The 18,904-nt window shown below is 69.8% G+C and carries 19 protein-coding genes; 11 read left to right on the forward strand and 8 right to left on the reverse strand.

Annotated features, from left to right (window positions below; all coding sequences use genetic code 11):
• The first annotated feature begins 10 nt into the window (after positions 1 to 10).
• The 7 genes from ACRSBM_RS37175 to ACRSBM_RS37205 all read left to right on the forward strand — a co-directional run bounded on the left by ACRSBM_RS37175 (position 11) and on the right by ACRSBM_RS37205 (position 6,266).
• On the forward strand, positions 11 to 442 hold the full coding sequence (locus tag ACRSBM_RS37175) for a hypothetical protein (protein WP_434451112.1): 432 nt from the start codon (positions 11 to 13) through the stop codon (positions 440 to 442).
• 240 nt (positions 443 to 682) lie between these two features.
• Positions 683 to 943: a hypothetical protein gene (locus tag ACRSBM_RS37180; protein ID WP_030481403.1), complete on the forward strand. Its 261-nt coding sequence runs from the start codon at positions 683 to 685 to the stop codon at positions 941 to 943.
• Positions 943 to 1,194, forward strand: coding sequence for a hypothetical protein (locus ACRSBM_RS37185; RefSeq protein WP_030467714.1), 252 nt, complete (start codon positions 943 to 945; stop codon positions 1,192 to 1,194). Before ACRSBM_RS37180 ends, ACRSBM_RS37185 begins: the two co-directional genes overlap by 1 nt.
• Positions 1,194 to 4,010 carry an FtsK/SpoIIIE domain-containing protein gene (locus tag ACRSBM_RS37190; RefSeq protein ID WP_434451117.1) on the forward strand — a complete coding sequence of 939 codons (2,817 nt, stop codon included), beginning with the start codon at positions 1,194 to 1,196 and terminating at the stop codon, positions 4,008 to 4,010. The genes ACRSBM_RS37185 and ACRSBM_RS37190 overlap by 1 nt, the downstream gene beginning before the upstream one ends.
• Positions 4,010 to 4,453 carry a hypothetical protein gene (locus ACRSBM_RS37195; protein ID WP_434451120.1) on the forward strand — a complete coding sequence of 148 codons (444 nt, stop codon included), beginning with the start codon at positions 4,010 to 4,012 and terminating at the stop codon, positions 4,451 to 4,453. The genes ACRSBM_RS37190 and ACRSBM_RS37195 overlap by 1 nt, the downstream gene beginning before the upstream one ends.
• Positions 4,454 to 5,167, forward strand: coding sequence for a GNAT family N-acetyltransferase (locus ACRSBM_RS37200; protein WP_434451123.1), 714 nt, complete (start codon positions 4,454 to 4,456; stop codon positions 5,165 to 5,167).
• A gap of 85 nt (positions 5,168 to 5,252) precedes the next feature.
• Positions 5,253 to 6,266 (forward strand): NADP-dependent oxidoreductase, encoded by a 1,014-nt coding sequence (locus ACRSBM_RS37205; protein ID WP_434451125.1) that lies wholly within the window; start codon positions 5,253 to 5,255, stop codon positions 6,264 to 6,266.
• Positions 6,267 to 6,306: 40 nt separating this feature from the next.
• On the opposite strand, the gene ACRSBM_RS37210 is transcribed toward ACRSBM_RS37205, so the two are convergent.
• Complete coding sequence (locus tag ACRSBM_RS37210; RefSeq protein WP_434451128.1) at positions 6,307 to 7,869, reverse strand: FAD-binding oxidoreductase; 1,563 nt, start codon at positions 7,867 to 7,869, stop codon at positions 6,307 to 6,309.
• On the opposite strand from ACRSBM_RS37210, the gene ACRSBM_RS37215 reads away from it, so the two are divergent.
• Both ACRSBM_RS37215 and ACRSBM_RS37220 read left to right on the forward strand, forming a co-directional pair.
• On the forward strand, positions 7,868 to 8,443 hold the full coding sequence (locus tag ACRSBM_RS37215; protein ID WP_434451131.1) for a TetR/AcrR family transcriptional regulator: 576 nt from the start codon (positions 7,868 to 7,870) through the stop codon (positions 8,441 to 8,443). The two genes, ACRSBM_RS37210 and ACRSBM_RS37215, sit on opposite strands and share 2 nt — an antisense overlap.
• A complete protein-coding gene (locus tag ACRSBM_RS37220; protein WP_434451134.1) occupies positions 8,440 to 9,825 on the forward strand; it encodes a glycerol-3-phosphate dehydrogenase/oxidase in 1,386 nt (461 codons plus the stop codon). Before ACRSBM_RS37215 ends, ACRSBM_RS37220 begins: the two co-directional genes overlap by 4 nt.
• A gap of 60 nt (positions 9,826 to 9,885) precedes the next feature.
• Here the strand turns inward: ACRSBM_RS37220 and ACRSBM_RS37225 are convergent, their stop codons facing one another.
• From ACRSBM_RS37225 to ACRSBM_RS37235, 3 genes are read right to left on the reverse strand one after another with little or no spacing between them, the layout of a single operon-like run.
• Positions 9,886 to 11,532 carry a WXG100 family type VII secretion target gene (locus tag ACRSBM_RS37225; RefSeq protein WP_434451137.1) on the reverse strand — a complete coding sequence of 549 codons (1,647 nt, stop codon included), beginning with the start codon at positions 11,530 to 11,532 and terminating at the stop codon, positions 9,886 to 9,888.
• Positions 11,529 to 11,837, reverse strand: a complete 309-nt coding sequence (locus tag ACRSBM_RS37230) for a type VII secretion target (protein ID WP_434451140.1) — start codon at positions 11,835 to 11,837, stop codon at positions 11,529 to 11,531. Before ACRSBM_RS37230 ends, ACRSBM_RS37225 begins: the two co-directional genes overlap by 4 nt.
• Before the next feature lie 19 nt (positions 11,838 to 11,856).
• A complete protein-coding gene (locus ACRSBM_RS37235; protein ID WP_434451143.1) occupies positions 11,857 to 12,309 on the reverse strand; it encodes a YbaB/EbfC family nucleoid-associated protein in 453 nt (150 codons plus the stop codon).
• A 129-nt stretch (positions 12,310 to 12,438) separates the two neighbouring features.
• Between ACRSBM_RS37235 and ACRSBM_RS37240 the strand changes: the two genes are divergently transcribed.
• Both ACRSBM_RS37240 and ACRSBM_RS37245 read left to right on the forward strand, forming a co-directional pair.
• Entirely contained in the window at positions 12,439 to 13,347 is a 909-nt protein-coding gene (locus ACRSBM_RS37240) for an ABC transporter ATP-binding protein (RefSeq protein WP_434451146.1), read from the forward strand.
• Entirely contained in the window at positions 13,344 to 14,525 is a 1,182-nt protein-coding gene (locus ACRSBM_RS37245) for an ABC transporter permease (RefSeq protein WP_434451149.1), read from the forward strand. Before ACRSBM_RS37240 ends, ACRSBM_RS37245 begins: the two co-directional genes overlap by 4 nt.
• On the opposite strand, the gene ACRSBM_RS37250 is transcribed toward ACRSBM_RS37245, so the two are convergent.
• The 4 genes from ACRSBM_RS37250 to ACRSBM_RS37265 all read right to left on the reverse strand — a co-directional run bounded on the left by ACRSBM_RS37250 (position 14,515) and on the right by ACRSBM_RS37265 (position 18,886).
• Positions 14,515 to 15,756, reverse strand: coding sequence for a cryptochrome/photolyase family protein (locus tag ACRSBM_RS37250; RefSeq protein WP_434451152.1), 1,242 nt, complete (start codon positions 15,754 to 15,756; stop codon positions 14,515 to 14,517). The genes ACRSBM_RS37245 and ACRSBM_RS37250 overlap by 11 nt on opposite strands.
• Positions 15,757 to 15,827: 71 nt before the next feature.
• Positions 15,828 to 17,141 (reverse strand): citrate synthase, encoded by a 1,314-nt coding sequence (locus ACRSBM_RS37255; RefSeq protein ID WP_434451155.1) that lies wholly within the window; start codon positions 17,139 to 17,141, stop codon positions 15,828 to 15,830.
• 225 nt (positions 17,142 to 17,366) lie between these two features.
• Positions 17,367 to 18,305: a carbohydrate kinase family protein gene (locus ACRSBM_RS37260; RefSeq protein ID WP_434451158.1), complete on the reverse strand. Its 939-nt coding sequence runs from the start codon at positions 18,303 to 18,305 to the stop codon at positions 17,367 to 17,369.
• The gene (locus ACRSBM_RS37265; protein WP_434451161.1) at positions 18,302 to 18,886 is read right to left on the reverse strand and encodes a TetR/AcrR family transcriptional regulator; all 585 of its coding nucleotides are present in this window, start codon (positions 18,884 to 18,886) and stop codon (positions 18,302 to 18,304) included. The genes ACRSBM_RS37260 and ACRSBM_RS37265 overlap by 4 nt, the downstream gene beginning before the upstream one ends.
• Positions 18,887 to 18,904: the final 18 nt, after the last annotated feature.

Raw genomic sequence — 18,904 nt, forward strand, 5'->3', positions numbered from 1 at the left:
CTCTGCTGTCATGGACGAAGACGACCTCGTGCTGCTGATCACCGTGGTGGTCGAGGCGGCGGACGAGCAACAGGCGCGTGCCGCGTGCGACGCGCTCATCAGGCGTGCGGGTGCCCAGATCGTGGACGCCCGTGACTGCTCGGACGAGGAGCCGGGCTGCTGGGCCGTCGTCATCACGCGGCCGAGCACCGAGAAGGCCACCCACAACGTCTCGGCGGCGCTGGCGCGGGCCGTCCGCACCTTCGTGCGCGGGCTCGGGGAGGGGTTCGCGACGCCGCGGGTGGCGTGCGAGCCGCCGACGGCGTGGACCGTTCTGGACGAACCGGAGCTGATCAACGGCCTCGTTCCGGGCGCGGAGCGCGTTCTGGTCGAGGCGTGGGCCGGAGATGACCCGTTCGGTGCAGGCACTTTGCGTGACAACTCACCCCGTAGACCGTCTTGATTCACCCGGCCGGTCGGCAGGAACGCTCGACGGGCTGTAGGCGGCATTGTGAGAGTTGCTACACCCGTGGACAAGGGGCCAGCGGCGCGCTCAACTGATCATTAAAGCAAGGCCCGTTAGAGTGGATTCAGGCATCCACCCGGTTAGCCGATCTTCGGTTCCAACTGTGAAAATCTGGGCACAATCTCTACTGACGGTGGTCGTCAGACCATCTGTGTTCCGGAGGGTTCGGGAGCCGACATGGCCAGCATCGAAGAGGTCCGTGCCGCAATTGCCCAGGCGATCGACAAGGCGGCTCAAAGCCAGTCGGCCCTCCAGCAGGCGGCTGAGCTCGCCGAGGACGCGCAGCAGCTGCTGACATCGGTCACGCAGGGCTCCGTGCAGGCGGACGTCGAGACGACGAACGCCCAGTTCGCCCAGGTCGTGTCCGGCGTGAGCGAGCTGCAGAACTACCTCGGCGCGGGCATTTCCGGGGCCGAGGGCATCAACAGCAGGCTTTGATGGCATCCATCGCCGAGGTTCGCGCCGCGCTCGAGCAGGCGAGCGAGATCCTGCGCGAGTCGTACCGCAGTGTGCGATCAGCGCAGGAAGGCCTCGACGAGGCGGTCGCGATCCTCGCCGAGTCCAGCGAGAACCACCACGAGTCCCTGCTTCCACCGGAGTTCGTGCGCGCGAAGGAAAGATTCCCCGATCAACTCGAACTGATGGTGGGAACCCTAGAGCGCATCCAACGACTCACCGTGGAGCTGTGATGAGCAGGCGGGACGACCGGCGGCGCAAGATCGAGGAAGCCTTCGCGGAGTTCCAGCGCGCCGTTTCGGCCGCGCTGGGCTCGGTGGCGCGCGAACACCGCGCGCTCGCCACCGAGCACGCCAAGGACATGTTCGAGTTCACCGTGCGCGGCATGGGCGTCGACCGGGCGCTGAAGGACGTCGCGCTGCGGGACGTGACCCCGTTCCTGACCGTCGACGAGAAGCGCCCGCACAACCCGCGCCGGTCGCCGCTCTCGATGGCCGAGTTCGCCGAGCGGCTCGCCCAGATCAAGCACGACTGGCAGCAGTCCTACCACGAGTGGACGACCACGGGCCCCGACCAGCTGACCGAACTGGTGAGCACGGTGGCCGCCGGTCCCGCGTCGTGGCCGCACGAGTCGTGGCTCGGCCATCCGGGCACGCACGACGGCAGCGAGGGCGTGCCGGAGCTGTGGCGGATCGGCACGGGCGTGGTGACGTCCGCGCCGGAGACCAGGCCGTTCCCCGTCGCCGTACCGCTGCTGGACCAGGCACACCTGCACATCTCGTCCACTCCGGACAGCCGCCAGCTCGCGGACACGCTGGTGGAGAGCCTGTTGCTGCGGGTGCTGTCGCACTTCCAGCCCGGGCTCGTGCACGTGCACGTGTGGGACGTCGGCCAGCTGACCGGGTCGTTGCCTGGGCTCTACCCGCTGACCCGCGCGAACCTGCTGACGGTGCACGACCCGGCGCGGCTGCACGAGCTGCTGGACGAGCTGTCTGAGCACATCCGCCAGGTGCACACGAAGGTCCTGGTCGACGGGCATCTGACCGTGCGTTCGGTCAGCGGTGAGGGCAGGCGCACCGAGCCGTGGCGGATCGCCGTGCTGTTCGGCAACCGCAAGGCGTTGCGGGAAGAACACCAGCAGCAGCTGCAACGCGTGGCGCGCAACGGTTTGGCGTGCGGCGTGCAGCTGTTCATCGTGGACATCCCGATCACGATCAACTCGCCGGTGGAGACCGTGGCGTTGCGCGGTGACGGTTCGGCGACCTGCACGATGACCGGCAAGCACGTGACGGTGACGCTGGACCAGGCCTTCCCGCGGACCCTCGTGCCGCGGGCCTGTGCCGCCATCGCGGAGAAGCGCGAGGAGCGCCGGTCGCGGATGGGCACGTTCGGCGACCTGCTGCCGGACCGGCCGTGGACGGAGAGCTCGGCGGCGGGAGTCATCGCGCCGGTCGGGTTCGACGACGGGGAGCAGGTCTGCGTGCAGCTCGGCGACACCTCGCCGCACGCGTTGATCGGCGGGCCTTCGGGTTCGGGCAAGACGAACTTCCTCTACGCGATGCTCGGCTCGTTGTGCGCGCGGTACTCGCCGGACGAGCTGGAGCTGTACCTGCTGGACTTCAAGGAAGGCGTGTCGTTCGCGCAGTTCGCGCCGGGCCGCAAGGACCCGTCGTGGCTGCCGCACGCGCGCCTGGTCGGCGTGAACGTCAACACCGACCGCGAGTTCGGCGTGGCGCTGCTCCGCTTCCTGTCCGACGAGATGCGACGGCGGGCGGACGCGGCCAAGCAGCACGAGGTCACCAAGCTGCAGGACCTGCGCGCCGAGGACCCGTCCGGTCGCTGGCCCCGGATCATCGCGGTGATCGACGAGTTCCAGTACCTCTTCGGCGAACGCGACCAGGTCACCGCCGCCGCGACCCAGCTGCTGGAGGACGTGGCGCGCCGCGGCCGTTCGCAGGGCATCCACCTCGTGCTGTCGTCGCAGGACGTCTCGGGCATCGAGGGTTTCTGGGGCAAGTCGGCGATCTTCGAGCAGTTCACCGTCCGCATCGCGCTGCCCAAGGCCCGCCGCGTGCTGGCGGAGCCGCAGAACGACGCCGCGGTGGAGCTCCCGCGCTGGCACGCGGTGATCAACCACGAGTCGGGTGTGAAGCCCGGCAACGAGATCTGCCGCATCCCGGACTCGACGTCCAAGGGCACCATGGACTTCCTGCAGAACGAGCTGTGGCGCCGGGAGCCCGGCGAGGCACCCGGCCTGTTCGACGGCAGCAAGGTCCCGCTGCTCGACGCCCTGCCGGACTTCCTCGATCTGCGGCCGGGCGACGCATCGCCTACCGTCCTTCTGGGACAGGTCATCGACGTCGCGGGCAGTGCGGCACGTGTCCGCTTCGCCCGGACGCCGGGCCGCAACATCGCGGTGGTCGGCTCCGTGGTCGGTGACGCGGCCGCGGTGCTCGGCGGAGCGGCCGCGTCACTGGGCAGGCAGCACCACCCGCACGAGGCGGCGTTCACGCTGGCCTGCCTGGTCGACGAGGCGATGCCGTCGATGTTGCACCTGGCGAAGCGCCTGAGCGCCGACGGCCACGACGCCGAGGTGATCCGGATCGACGGCATCCGCGCGCTGCTGGACGCCACGGCGGCCCGGTTGCAGTCGATCAACACCGGCGAGACCGACGCGCCGCTGTCGCCGCACTACCTGGTGCTGTACGGGGTCGACGCCGCGCAGACGTTGCTGGAGCAGAAAGATCCGGCGACGCGATCCTCCGGTGTGGACAGTCTGCGGACCGTCCTGAAGCACGGCCCGGAGAACCGCACGCACGTGCTGGGCTGGTGGCGCGGCGTGCAGAGGCTGAAGGCGAGCCTGCCGCCGGGCGTCTACGACGACATCGGCGCCTGGGTGGCGTTCGACGTCCAGGGCAAGGAACTGCTGTCGCTCGGGCCCGAGCAGGTGATGGCGTGGTCGCCGAGGCCACGCCGCGGCCTGTTCTTCGACCGGTTCGAGCACTCTCGACCGCAAGTGATCATCCCGTTCGACACTGGAGAAGCGTGATGAACCCGATGATGACGACGATGTTCGAGCCGGTCCCGTCGCAGCGCAGGAGCGAGGAGGTGATCGAGGTGCCGGCGGTGTCCGCTGTCGAGCGCTACAAGGAGATCATCGCCATCGCCACCGACGCGGCGGCTCGCCAGCGCAAGCTGGACGAGGTGCGGTGCGCCGAGCTCGCCGAGCGGATCGCGGCGACCCAGCACGAGATCGCCGAGGTGCGCGATCGCGAGCGGGTCGTGCGGATGGGCGTCGCGCTGCACTGGGAGGCGGCCGTCGAGCAGCTGTGGAACGAGCGCTGGCTGCAGATGGTCACGCCACCGCAGCCCGACGAGTCCGTGCCGTCCCGTCCCCAGGGCGAGTACAACCGGGCGATGGACCTCGCCTACCAGGCGCTGGAGGACTCGCTGGCCAAGCGGACCCTGTTGCGCCGCAAGCAGAAGGACTGAGTGCGCCGCTTACGCACCACCGCCGACGTGCTGGCCGCCGGTGACGACTCCCTCGTCCGCTGGGCGTCCCAGGCGCTGTCGGCGGGCGGTGCGGCCTGGGAACACGGCGGTGCCGTCGCCGTGTACGCGCCCTGCCTGGCCCGGCGCCGCCGGCTCGTCCTCTCCGGTCCACCCGAAGGCGTCGCCTCGCTGCTCTGCGCACACGGCCGCGGCGTCGACCTGCGGCCGTTGCTGGAGCGCCGGCTGGCCCGCGAGGTCACGTCCCTGCTGCCCACGCCGTGGCGGGAGGACAAGCCCTTCGGCTGGATGGACCGTTCGGGCACCCTCGACCTCCCGGCGGGAGCCTGCTGGCTCCCAGCTCCGGACGGCGTGGAGTGCCTGCTGCGCGAGGCCAACCCGGAGTCGTGGGCCTGGCCGGGTGAGAGGGGCGTCCACCGCTGGGCGGGCGTCCACGCCGGCACCACCCTGGTCGCCACCGCGGCCGAGGCGTGGTCGTCGGCCGACGTCGGCTTCCTGATGGGCGTGGCCGTCCACCCGTCCCACCGGGGTCAGGGCCTGGGCCGGCGCGTCTGCCAGTTCGTGACCGCGTCCCTCCTCGCGCGGTACGGCACCTGCGCGCTGTTCGTCGACAACGACAACGCCCCGGCCATCGCCCTGTACCGCGACCTCGGCTTCGCCTACCGCGACGTCACGACGCTTCTTCCTGCGGCCTAGGTCACATTCCGGAACAGTCGACCCTGACCGCCGGTTGAAACGGATAACTGATCCGCAAAGACTCTGGATAGGAGATGGTTCGACGATGACCACCACCGCACTCGAGGTCCGGCTCGCGTCCCGCCCCACGGGCTGGCCGACCGAGGACACCTTCGAGATCGCCGAGGTCGAGATCCCGACGCCCGGCGAAGGCCAGATCCTGGTGCGCAACGTGGTCATGAGCGTCGACCCGTACATGCGTGGCCGCATGAACGACGTCAAGTCCTACGTCCCGCCGTTCCAGGTGGGCGCCCCGCTGGACGGCGGCGCGGTCGGCGAGGTCACGGCGGTGGGCTCCGGCGTCGAGGGCTTCGCCGTCGGCGACCACGTCCTGCACGGCCTGGGCTGGCGCGAGTACGCCCTGGTCGGCGCCAAGCACGCGGTGAAGGTGGACCCGTCCGTCGCCCCGCTGAACGCCTACCTGGGCGTCCTGGGCATGCCGGGACTGACCGCCTACGCGGGCCTCCTCGCCACCGCGGAGTTCAAGCCGGGCGACGTCGTGTTCGTGTCCGGCGCGGCCGGTGCCGTCGGCCAGATCGTGGGCCAGATCGCCCGCCTGAAGGGCGCCTCCCGGGTCATCGGTTCCGCCGGCTCCGCGGACAAGGTCAAGTACCTCACCGAGGAACTGGGCTTCGACGCCGCCTTCAACTACAAGGAGGGCCCGGTGGCCGACCAGCTGGCCGCCGCCGCTCCCGACGGCATCGACGTCTACTTCGACAACGTGGGCGGCGAACACCTCGAAGCCGCGATCTCGTCCCTGAACGTGCACGGCCGGGTCGCCATCTGCGGCGCGATCGCCCAGTACAACGACACCGAGCCGTCCCCGGCGCCGCGCAACCTGGCCCAGGTGATCGGCAAGCGGCTCACGCTGAAGGGCCTGCTGGTGGGCGACCACAAGGCGCTGCAGCCGCAGTTCGTGGCCGAGGTCGGCGCCTGGATCGCCTCGGGCGAGCTCAAGTACTCCGAGACGGTCGTCGAGGGTGGCGTCCGCCAGGCCCCGTCGGCGTTCCTGGGCATGCTGCGCGGCGACAACACGGGCAAGATGCTCGTCCAGTTCTGATCGGACCCGAAGGGCCACCGCGCGTGCGGTGGCCCTTCGCTCACACCAGCTTCCCGGGGTTCATGATCCCGGTCGGATCGAGCCGGTCCTTCACCGCGCGGAGCACGTCCACGCCGATCGGCCCGATCTCCTTCGCGAGCCACGGCTGGTGGTCGACCCCGACGGCGTGGTGGTGGGTGATGGTCCCCAACCGGGAGATCGCGTCGGAAGCGGCGACCTTGGCCCGTTCCCACTGCCCCACGGGATCCGCGAGATCGCGCGGCACCAGCACGGTGAAGTACAACGACGCCCCGGTCTCGTACGCGTGCGAGACATGGCACATCACCACGGGATTCCCCAGCTCCGCGACCAAAGCGTCCCGCACCGCCGACCGCAGCTCCGAAACCCGGGACCAGTGAGTGGCGGTCTCCAGGGTCTCGACGCAGACCCCGGCGTCCAGCAGAGCGTCCCTCTGCCGAGGCCCGTTGAACCGTCCATGCAGCCAGGACGCCCCCATGGCCCGCCCCAGGCGGACGACCTTGTGGCCGCTCAACGCACTCATGGTCGCGGACCGGGACCGGCACTCCCACCCCAGGATCACCAGACAGGGTGCCTTGACCCCGCGGAACCGCAGGTACCTCTTCACGACGTCGGCCTTGGGACCGGCCAGCTCCAGCGCGACCTCGGTCTCGTCCACATCGGACAGACGGGTGATGTCGGCGAGAACCCCGTCCTGCGCCAGGGACCTCACGAGCGAGACCCCGGCCTCCCACCCGTCGACCACGAACCCCTCGTACCGGGGCCCGTACGGCTTGGGCCGCACCCGGACGGACACCTCGGTGATGACCCCGAACAGCCCCTCGCTGCCCAGCACGAGCTGCTTCAGGTCGGGCCCGGCGGCGGACGCGGGAGCCGAACCGGCCACCCACTCCCCCACCGGGGTGGCCACCCGGACCGACTCGACCATGTCCTCGAACCGGCCGTACCCGGACGACGCCTGACCGGCGGACCGGGTGGCGGCGTACCCACCGATCGTCGCCCGCTCGAACGACTGCGGCACGTGCCCGAGCGTGAACCCGTGCTCCCCCAGCAACCGCTCGGCCTCGGGCCCGGTCAGCCCGGCCTGCAGCACGGCGACCCGCGACACCGGGTCGACGGACACCAGCGACCCGAGCCCGGCCAGGTCGAGAGCGACGACGGCCTGCTTCGGCCCGCGCAGCGCCTCGACGCCGCCCACCACGGACGTGCCCCCGCCGAACGGCACCACCGCGATGTCCTGCTCAACGCAGACCTGCAGCACCTCAAGCACTTCAGCAGGCGACGCGGGCCGCACCACGGCGTCGGGCACCGCCAGCGACCCGTGCCCACGACGGCGCAGCAGGTCCAGGTACGACAGCCCGCCGGCCCGCCCGAGCCGGTCCTCGTCCTCGACGGAGATCGCGCTGACGGCCTCCAGCGCGGTGAAGGCGTCCGCGGACAACGCCGACGGCGGCGCCTCCACCGGCACCTCGGCGAACGGTTCGCCCAGCCCCACTCGCTGGTTCAGCCACGCCAGCGCGTGAGGCGGCAACGGCACGGTCTCGGTGGTCCATCTCGCCCTGGTCACTGCTACAGTGTTACACATGACGTCTCAACGTCACACCCACGACATGCTGCTCGACGCGGCCCGTGAGTGTGTTCTCGAGGTCGGCGTGCGCCGGACGACCCTCACCGACGTGGCGAAACGGGCCAACGTCAGCCGCATGACGCTCTACCGGCGCTATCCCGACATCGACCACCTCGTGCGCGCGTTGATGACCCGCGAGTTCGCCGCCCTCCTGGAAGAGGTCGAGCGGGCCGGCGGCCAGGGCACCGCGCGCGAACAGCTGATCAAGAGGGCCGTCGACGCCATCAGGCTGCTGTCCGGCAACCCGCTCATGCAGCGGGTCCTGCAGCTCGACGCCGACCTGATGCTGCCCTACCTCACCGACCGGCTCGGCAGCACGCAGCGGCTGGTCGAGCAGTTCCTCGTCGGGCAGATCGAGGCCGGGCACCTGGACGGGTCGATCCGGTTCGGGGACGCCAAGACGCAGGCACGCGTGGTGCTGCTGAGCACGCAGGCGATGGTCCTCTCGACGAGGCCCGCCACGGCCGGGCTCGACTTCACGGCGCTGCTCGACGAGCTCGCCAAGCAACTGGACGGAGCCCTCAAACCGTGAACACCTCCCTGAACGCCGCCCGGCGCCTGCACGATCTCGAAGCAGCGCAACGGGAAGTCGCCGACGTCCTGGTGGTCGGCGGCGGGGTCACCGGCGCGGGCGTCGCGCTCGACGCCGCTTCCCGTGGCCTGCGGACCGTGCTGCTGGAGGCGCACGACCTGGCGTTCGGGACGTCCCGGTGGTCCAGCAAGCTCGTCCACGGCGGCCTGCGCTACCTCGCGAAGGGCGACGTGCGGCTCGCCCACGAGAGCGCGGTCGAACGCGGCATCCTGATGACCAGGACGGCACCGCACCTCACCCGCACGCTGCCGATGCTGTTCCCCTTGCACGCCAACGCGGGCCACTTCGTCATGTCGGGCTTCCGGGCGGGCAACGCGTTGCGGATGGCCGCGCGCACGCCGTCCGACGTGCTCCCCGGGCCGCGCCGGGTGCCCAGGCACGAGGCCCTGGCGCTGGTTCCGGGCCTGAACCCGGAGAAACTCACCGGCGGACTCCTGAGCTACGACGGTCAGCTCCTCGACGACGCCCAGCTCGTCGTCGCACTGGCCCGCACCGCGGCCGGGTACGGCGCGAAGGTCATCACGCGGGCGAAGGTCGTGACGCTGCAAGGCGATGGCGCCGAGGTGCACGACACGCTCACCGGCACCACGTTCACCGTCAGGGCCAAAGCGGTGATCAACGCGACGGGTGTCTGGGCCGGCACGCTCGCACCGGTACGGCTGCGCCCGTCCCGCGGCTCGCACCTGGTCGTGGACGCGAAGTCCGCCGGGCTCACCGGAACCGCGCTGACCATCCCGGTTCCGGGCGAGCGCAACCGCTACGCACTCCTGCTGCCCCAGGCGAACGGCCGCGCGTACCTCGGCCTGACCGACGAGCCGGTCGACGACATCCCGGACGTGCCGACGGTTCCGGAGTCCGATGTGGACTTCCTGCTCGGCACCGCTTCCCAGGTCCTGCGACGAGAACTCACCAGAGCGGACGTCATCGGCAGCTACGCGGGCCTGCGCCCGTTGCTCGAGGCCCAGGGCAGGTCGGCGGACCTGTCCCGCAACCACGCCGTGCTCAGGGCGCCGAACGGCGTGATCACGATCGTCGGCGGCAAGCTCACCACCTACCGCAGGATGGCGGCGGACGCGGTGAACGCGACGGGTCTGACGCAGATCCCGTGCCGCACCAAGGACATCCGCCTCGTCGACGACAGGCCGGCCCCGACCGTCCCGATCGCTCCCGGCGTCACCGAGGCCGACGTCATCCACGCGATCAGGCACGAGGGCGCGCTGGACGCCGACGACGTCCTGGACCGGCGCACGCGCATCGGCCTGGTGCCGGCGGACCGCGCGAAGGCGGCACCGGAGATCGCGAAACTCCTGACCAACGCGTGAAAAACGGGGCGCCCGCGATGGACGCCCCGTTCTCAGCGCAAGGTCATGTGCCGGGGAAGGTCACTCGCCGATGACCGGCTTGGCGGCCTTGGGCGGGTCGACCAGCGCCTCGCCCTCGATCCGCACCTTCCGCTTGTGCTCGTTGCCGCCGCCCTGCTGACCGCCACCGGCCATCGGGGCACCACCCATCATGCCGCCCATGCCGGCGCCACCAGGAGCGCCCTTGGGGGCACCACCCGCGGCGGCGGGAGCGGCTGGAGCACCGCCACTGCCGGCCGGGATGACGCCCGCGGCACCACCGAACTGCGCCGAGGTGCCGCCGGCACCGCCACCACCTGCCGGGCCGCCGGCGAGGCCGGCGGGCATGCCGCCGCCTCCGCCGCCGCCCATGCCCTTGGGCGCACCGCCACCGCCGCCACCGGCGCCGCCGGAAGCACTCGCGGCGTGGTCGGTCGTCGGCGGGCGGTGCCACTCGGCATTCGTCGTGGTCGGCGTGGGGCCGAACGCCGGGGGCGTGGTCGTGTTGCCACCGGCCGTCGTGGTCGTGCCGGACTCCCAGTGCCCAGGAACCCAGCGACCCGGACCGCTGCCAGTGCCGGAGCCGGAGCCGGTACCGGTACCGGGCGGGGTGTAGCCGCCGGAACCGGAGCCACCGCCACGGCCGCCAGGAGGCGTGTAGATGGGCCGCACGGGCGGTCCGGTGCTCACGCCGGGTCGCGGCACGTACTGGCCCTGCCCGCCGCTCGCGTCGCCGCCCTGCCAGCCGGGCGACACGGTGCCGAGGCCGTCGCCCGCGGTCGGCCGGGTGCCGGCGTAGCCGCCGCCCACGCCGCTCGTGAACGTGCCGCCCGCGCCGCCCCACGCGCGGTCCTGCTGGTCGCGGCGGATGCCGTCGAAGCCGTCGGCGGTGTGCCGCACGGAACCACCGGCGGTGCCACCGCCGCCGCGCTGCGCCATCGAGGAGATCGCGTCGATGACCTGCTCGGCGACCTTGGCGATCTGCGAGACCGACTTGATCAGGTTCATCAGCTTCTGCACCGAGCCGACGAGCTTCTGCAGGAAGTCGGCCAGCTTCTTCGCGTAGTTGACCGCGGTCGTGACGATGTCGGCGATCGCGCCCGCGATGGCCGCGCCGAAGGTGAGGAACGACGCCGCCAGCCACTGGATGATCTTCATGACCATGTCGGACACGGCCTGGCTGATCAGGTCCATGATCATCTTGCGGACGGTGCCGACGAGCTGGCCCGCGCCCTCGACCGCCCCGGCGATGCCCTCGACCGACCTGGCGAGCGTCTCCAGGCCACCGGCGTGCTTCTTGGCCGCGGCGCGGTACCCGTCCGCCGCCCGGCCCTCCCACTCGCGGGTCTGCGAGACACAGATCTTCTCGTACTCGTTCGCGATGCCGTGCACCTGCTGGCCGGCGGACCGGAAGGACTGCGCCATCTTCGCGATGGACTCCGGGCTGCCGAGCAGGACGTCGAACGGCTCGCGCAGGAAGTCGACGTGCTGGATCGCCCAGCTGAAGCCGGCGGAGAGGAAGCCGCTCAGGGGGTTCGCGGACATGCCGACGATGCCCATGGCCGTGTTCGCGATGCCGAGGCCCGCGTTGACCCAGTCACCCCGCTCGATGGCGGAGTAGGTGCTGGAGATGCTGCTGATCAGCTGCTGAGGGTCGGTGCCCTGGGCCTGTGACGCTGGGGCGTTCATCCCCGGCCTCCCTTGAAGCCGAACATGTTGTCGAGGTCGACCTGCTCGTACTGCTCGACGGTCTCCTTGAGACCGGTGGCCATGTCCATCAGCGAGTTCGCGGCCTTGCCGAGCCCGTCCTGCGACAGACCTGCCTGCTGGAGGACGTTCTGGGCCAGGAACCCGAGGAAGACGCCGAAGGCCTCGGTGGTGAGCGCGCCGGGATCGCACGTCTCGGTGGCCTTGCGCATCCGTTCCATGAGCCGGTCCACGTTGGCGGCGTGGGTTCTCAGCTCGTCCAGGTCGATGTTGAATTGCTGCTGCATGACTGACCCCCTCCTGCACTCAGGCCATGACGTCGGGCGGGTTGGTGAAGTAGTCGTCGTCAGGCCGCGTGTCCTTGCGCTCCAACTCCGACTTCGGTTCTTCCTCGTCGGTTCCGTCGCCGGAGTAGCCGTTCGGCATCTGCGCCTTGACGAACTCGAGCGCGGGGCTGTCGCCGACGAAGTCCGTCATGATCTGAACGACCCGGCCGGAGGCGTCGCGCTGGGCCTTCGCGGAGGCGGCGAGCACGGCGGTGGCGATCGCGGAGGGGTCCATGCCGCGGGCCTCGGGCTTGATCTGGAGATCGGTCAGCACGCCCGTCGCGTTGACCGTCACCGTGATCAGGCCGTCGGGCGAGCTGGCGCTCCCGCCCACGCCACCGAGCTGGTCGCGAGCCTGCTCGGCGTGCTGCTTCGCCTGCTCGATCTTGGCCCCGTACTGCTTGAGCCACTGGTCCGGGTCAATGGCCTGCATGGTCACCCCCGCTGAGTGAATTGGTCATTCGTTCGATTCGCCGTAGACGCCCGTATCGTTTCACTCGTTCCCTGCTCACCGATACTTTCAGTCCGATTGACGCCATCCGGGCTAACGAAGGGGTTCACCGTGCCTGAGGGAGTGCTGGAGATCGACGCGGTCTCCAAGCGCTACGGGGAGGTCGTCGCGCTGCGGGACATGTCCTTCGACGTGCGCGCGGGCGAGCTCTTCGGGTTCGTCGGCAGCAACGGCGCCGGGAAGACAACGACCATGCGCATCGCGCTGGGCGTGCTCGCGGCCGACTCCGGCGAGGTGCGGTGGAACGGCAGAGCGGTCGACCTCGACACCCGGCGGCGCATCGGCTACATGCCCGAGGAGCGCGGCCTCTACCCGCGGATGAGGGTGCTCGACCAGTTGGTCTACCTGGCCGAATTGCACGGCATGAGCACCAACGACGCCCACAGGAGCGCGGAGAACTGGATCGCGCGCCTCGGGCTGCGCGACCGCCGCACGGACGAGGTGCAGCGGCTGAGCCTCGGCAACCAGCAGCGCGTCCAGCTGGCCGCCGCGCTGGTGCACGAACCGGACGTGCTGGTGCTCGACGAGCCGTTCTCCGGCCTGGACCCGGTCGCGGTGGACGTGATGAGCCAGGTGCTGCGCGAGAAGGCGTCCGCCGGGGTGCCCGTGGTGTTCTCGAGCCACCAGCTCGACCTGGTGGAACGGCTCTGCGACCGGGTCGGCATCGTCAGCGCCGGCGCGATGGTCGCGAACGGAACGGTGGACGAACTCCGGTCCGGCGGGCTGCCGCGACTGGTCGTTGAGTCGCCAACCACCGAGTGGGCTGCCACCCTGGACGGTGTGCGGGTGATCGAGAGGAACGGGACGCGCTGCGTGCTCGAGCTCGCCGACGGCGTGGACGACCAGACGGTGCTGCACGCGGCGCTCGCCGCAGGTCCTGTGCACGAGTTCTCCCGGCAGCGGCCTTCGCTGACCGAGCTGTTCCGCAACGTCGTGACCACCGAGGGCAGGAGCGCATGACGTCGGCCCGAGCGGTCTCGTTGGTGGCCAAGCGCGAGTTCGTGACGAAGGTGCGCACCCGGTCGTTCCTCATCGGCACGGCGGTGATCATCGCCGTGCTCGCCGGGTACGTGGTGCTTCAGTCGTTGCTGTTCAACGACCAGCAGCAGAGCGTCGTCGGGCTCTCCGGGCAGGCGACGCAGCTCGCGGAACCGTTGCGGGAGAAGGCGAAGTCGTTCGGTGTCGAGGTCGAGACGCGGGACGTCACGACCATGGCCGACGCCGAGCAGCAGGTCCGCGACGGCTCGCTGGACGCGCTGGTGACCGGCGCGCCACCGGAGCTGAAGATGATCGTCAAAGGCTCCGGCGACGAGGTGCTGACGACGGCGCTGAACGACGTGCTGCGCCGGCAGGTCCTGATCGCGCAGCTCGCCGAGGCGGGCATCACCCCGCAGCAGGTCGCGCAGGACCTCGCGGACGTCAGCGTGGCCGTCACCGCGCTCGAACCCGTTGACCCGCAACGAGGTCAGCGCCTCGGGATCGGGTTGATCGTGGCCGCGCTGCTGTACTACTCGCTGCTGGTCTACGGCACGATGGTCGCGCAGGGCGTGGTCGAGGAGAAGTCCAGCCGGGTCGTGGAGATCCTGCTCGCGGCCGTGCGGCCGTGGGAGTTGCTGCTGGGCAAGGTGATCGGCCTCGGCGCGGTCGGCCTGCTGCAGCTGCTGGTGATCTCCACCGTCGGCCTCGGCCTGTCCTCCGCCTTCGACGTGATCGACGTGGGCACGCTGGGAGGTGCCGCGCTGCTGACCGGCGTCCTCTGGTACCTGCTCGGGTTCTTCCTGTACGCCACCGTGTTCGCGGCCGCCGCGTCGCTGGTGTCGCGGCAGGAGGAGCTGCAGTCGGTGCTGACGCCGATCAGCATGACGATCATCGTGGCGTTCGTGGCCGGCATCAACCTGATGATCGGCAGCCCGTCCGGCACGACGGTCACCGTGCTGTCGCTGCTGCCGCCGTTCGCCCCGATCCTGATGCCGGGCCGGATGGCGCTGGGCGTCGCACCGGCCTGGCAGGTCCTGCTGGCGGTCGTGCTGGCGCTGGCGGCCATCGCGGCGATCACCTGGCTGGGCGGCAAGGTCTACGCGAACGCCGTGCTGAGGACCGGCGCCCGCGTCAAGCTCCGCGAGGCGCTCAGGACCTGATGGCCTGGTAGCGGTCGAGCGCCACCCGGCGTTCGACCGCGTGGTCGACGATCGGCGTCAGGCTCGCTGAGTCCGGCGCGTACTTCCGGACGTAGGCGCCGTCCGGGTCGAACTTCCTCGCCTGCGTCACCGGGTTGAAGACGCGGAAGAACGGCGCGGCGTCCGTGCCGCAGCCCGCGACCCACTGCCAGTTGTGCTGGTTCGAGGCGAGGTCGCCGTCGATCAGGTGCCGCATGAAGTGCCGCGCGCCCCACCACCACGGCAGGTGCAGGTCCTTGACGAGGAAGCTGGCCACGATCATGCGCACCCGGTTGTGCATGAAGCCTTCCTGCTGGAGCTGGCGCATGCCCGCGTCGACGATCGGGAAGCCGGTGCGGCCGTTCTTCCACGCCTCGAACAACTCCAGGTCGTCGTCGTGCTTCAGCCGGTCGAACCTGCGGTCGTGGTTCTCGCGCGCCGTCTCCGGCCGGTGCCACAGGACGTCGGCGTAGAACTCGCGCCAGGCGAGCTCGCTGCGGAACGTTCCGGCACAGTCCTGCAGGAGTGTGCGCGGGTGCAGCACGCCCCACCGCAGGAACGCCGACATACGGCTCGTCGCGTCCAGGTCGGGCCGGTCGCGGGTCTTGTCGTAGTCCTCCAGCCGTTCGTCGCGGAACTTCTCCCACTGCGCCATCGCGTCCGGGAGTTTCTCTGCCACAGCCGGGATCTCGACGCTGTAGGCCGGCTCGATCCAGTCCACAGTGGACGAGTCGGAGTCAGCGGGCCTGCGCCAGCCGTGGTCCAGCCAGGCGTTGCGGAACGGCGTGAAGACCTTGAACGGCGTGCCGTCCTGCTTGAGCACCCGGCCCGGCGCGACGGCGTAGGGCGAGCCGGAGCGGACGAGTTCGATGTCCCCCAACGCCTCCTCGACGGCCTCGTCCCGGCGGCGCCCGTACGGCGCGAAGTCCGCCGAGATGTGGACGCTTTCCGCCCCGATCTCCTTCGCCATCCGCGGAACTTCCTTCACCGGGTCGCCGTGCACGACCATCAGCCGGCCGCCCAGTTCGTCGTTCAACGCGTGCAAACACCGGTGCAGGAAATCGATTCGCGGTTGTCCGGACGGTTTCAGCAACCTGTCGTCGAGAACGAACAACGCGAGTGATCGAGGAGATCTTTCCGCCGCCGCGAGAATGGCGGGATGATCGGATGTCCGCAGATCGCGACGGAACCAGAGGAGCGACGGGGAACTCACCGTTCGACGCTAGAACGAACGGGGCGCGCCTGCATGACAGGCGCGCCCCGCACGGGTGAAACAGAGTCCGACTAGCGGTTCTCCATCGCGATGAAGTCGCGCTCCGTCGGGCCGGTGTAGATCTGCCGCGGGCGGCCGATCTTGGTGGCCGGGTCGTTGATCATCTCGCGCCAGTGCGCGATCCAGCCGGGGAGCCGGCCGAGCGCGAACAGCACGGTGAAGAACTTGGTCGGGAAGCCCATCGCCCGGTAGATCAGACCCGTGTAGAAGTCCACGTTCGGGTAGAGCTTGCGGGAGATGAAGTACTCGTCGCTCAGCGCGGCCTCTTCCAGCTGCTTCGCGATGTCGAGCAGCTGGTCGTCGGCGCCGAGCTTGCCGAGGATCTCGTCGGCCGTCTTCTTGATGATCGCGGCGCGCGGGTCGTAGTTCTTGTAGACCCGGTGGCCGAAGCCCATCAGGCGGACGCCGTCCTCCTTGTTCTTGACCTTGTTGACGAACGACTTCACGTCGCCGCCGTCGGCCTTGATCTTCTCGAGCATCTCGAGCACCGCGCTGTTCGCGCCGCCGTGCAGCGGGCCGAACAGGGCGTTGATGCCCGCGGAGATGGACGCGAAGAGGTTCGCCTCGGAGGAGCCGACCAGGCGCACGGTCGACGTGGAGCAGTTCTGCTCGTGGTCGGCGTGCAGGATGAACAGCAGGTCGAGCGCGCGGACCAGGTCCGGGTCGAGGTCGTAGGCCTCGGCCGGGAAGCCGAAGGTCATCCGCAGGAAGTTCTCCACCAGGCCAAGGGAGTTGTCCGGGTAGAGGAACGGCTGGCCGACCGACTTCTTGTACGCGTAGGCCGCGATGGTCGGCAGCTTCGCGAGCAGGCGGATCGTGGAGATCTCCACCTGGTTCGCGTCGAACGGCGACAGCGAGTCCTGGTAGAAGGTCGACAGGGCCGACACCGCGGAGGACAGCACCGGCATCGGGTGCGCGTCGCGCGGGAAGCCGTCGAAGAAGCGCTTGAGGTCCTCGTGCAGCAGGGTGTGCCTGCTGATCTTCTGCGAGAAGTCCTCGAGCTGGGCGGCGGTCGGCAGCTCGCCGTAGATCAGGAGGTAGCTGACCTCGATGAAGTTCGAACGCGCGGCCAACTGCTCGATCGGGTACCCGCGGTAACGCAGAATTCCGGCGTCACCGTCGATGTAGGTGATCTCGGAGGAGCAGGAGGCCGTGTTGACGAAACCGGTGTCCAGGGTTACCAGACCGGTGGTCGACAGCAGCTTGCCGAGATCGATGCCGGACGCGCCTTCGGACGCCCGCACCACCTTCATCTCGAGCTCTCCGCCCTCGTGGCGCAGCGCGACGGTCTGTGGGTCGGTCGGCGCAGTCGTCGCGTCGGGCATTCAAGTCCCTCTCAACGCTCGGACGGGGTGGCGGCGGACCGCGCAGGTCTGCCGTCGTCTCGGACCACCCCGTTGGGATCTGAGTTCTTCAAGTCCACTCACGCTAGTCGGCGGAAGGCCCGCCTCGCAGCAGCGGTGTGAACCGATTCTGTGAGATGGGACCGGCATCACATCCGTAATGCCAGTTTCTAGCGCGGCTACCTCACGGTAGTCGGATCCTCCGTTTTATCCACCCAATGCGGCGGTGAGTTCGCTCGCAAAGGGCGGTTCGGCACCCGCACGGGAACATGTGATCGCGGCGGCCGCGCCCGCGTACGTCAATGCCGCAGTCCATTCGTCCCGTGAGAGCGCGCGCACCTTCCCGGCGCTGAGCGCTTCGTGGTCGTGCAGCCACGCGAGCAGGGCACCTTGCACCGTGTCGCCCGCCCCGATCGTGTCGACCACGTCGACCTTCACGGGTGGCACGTCGACCTGGCCGGTGGCGGTGATCACGGAGAGACCGTCGCCACCCTTGGTCAGCACGACGGCGGCCGGTCCCTGTGAAATCCACGTCCTTGCGATCTCGATCACGTCGCCGTCCTCGGTGTCCGCGAGCCACCGCGCGTCCTCGATGGACACCTTCAGCAACCCGACGTCCGGCAGCCACGAGGCGAACCGCGCGCGGTAGGCGCCCGGATCGTCGATGAGCCCTGCCCGGATGTTGGGGTCGAGCGCCGTGAGCAAGCGCTTGCTCTCGCGCCGCAGCACCTTCTCGTACACCGAGGCGCCGGGTTCGAGGACGAGCGACAGCGTGCCGAACGAGACCGCCGTGACGCCCTCGTCCAGCGGTCCGGGGTCCTCGACGAGCCGGTCGGCGGTGCCCTCGACGTAGAACGAGTAGCGCGCGCTGCCGTCCTCGGCCAGCCCGACGACGGCGAGCGTGGTGTTCTCCGGCCCGCGCTGGACGAGGCCGGTCTCCACGTCCGACGCGTGGAGGCGCTTGATCAGCTGCTCACCGAAGTGGTCGGTCGAGATCCGCGACAGGAAGCCCGCCGGCACGCCCAGCCGCCCGAGCGCCACGGCCACGTTGTACGGCCCGCCACCGAGCTTCGGCGCGAGCGGCGTGAGCTCGTCCTGCCCCACCGGCACCATGTCGACCAGCGACTCACCAGCAACCACGATCACTTCGGGCTCCCATCTCTCTGCAGCCCATCCAACAACAGTTCACCCAGTGCGGTGAACGCCTCGGCATCCGAAACGCCTGCCCGTTTCGTGAGGACACCCGTCTGGATGCTTTCGATGAGCAGCCCCGCCATCTCGGCGAACAACGTCGCGTGCACCTCGCGGAACACGTGCAGTTCCACACCGTCCTGGATGAACGACTTGATGCGCTCGGCGGCGGCACGGGCGTTGCGCTCGTAGGTGGCACGGGTGGGCGGGAAGTCCGCCACGTCCGCGATGAACGCCGCCGAGGCCTTGTTGAGCTCCTCCGCGGCCCCCGCGAGGTAGCTGCCGATGCGTCTGCGCACGTCGTCGAGGCCCGCGATGCGCTTCTCGATGCGCTCGGCGGCGCCCTTGAAGTACCGCCCGACGACCCTCACCGCGAGCTGTTCCTTGCTGCCGGCGAGCGCGTAGAGCGTGGATTTCGAGCAGTGCAGCCTGCCCGCGATGTCGTCCAGCGTGAGGTGACCGAAACCCTCGGTGAGGAAGAGACCCTCCAACCGGGTGAGCAGCTCGGCCTGCCGCTGCGTGAGAGCCCGCGCCATGTGACGACCCTGCCACAT

Origin of the sequence: Lentzea xerophila, from assembly GCF_051094245.1 — a bacterium.
Lineage (GTDB): Bacteria > Actinomycetota > Actinomycetes > Mycobacteriales > Pseudonocardiaceae > Lentzea > Lentzea xerophila.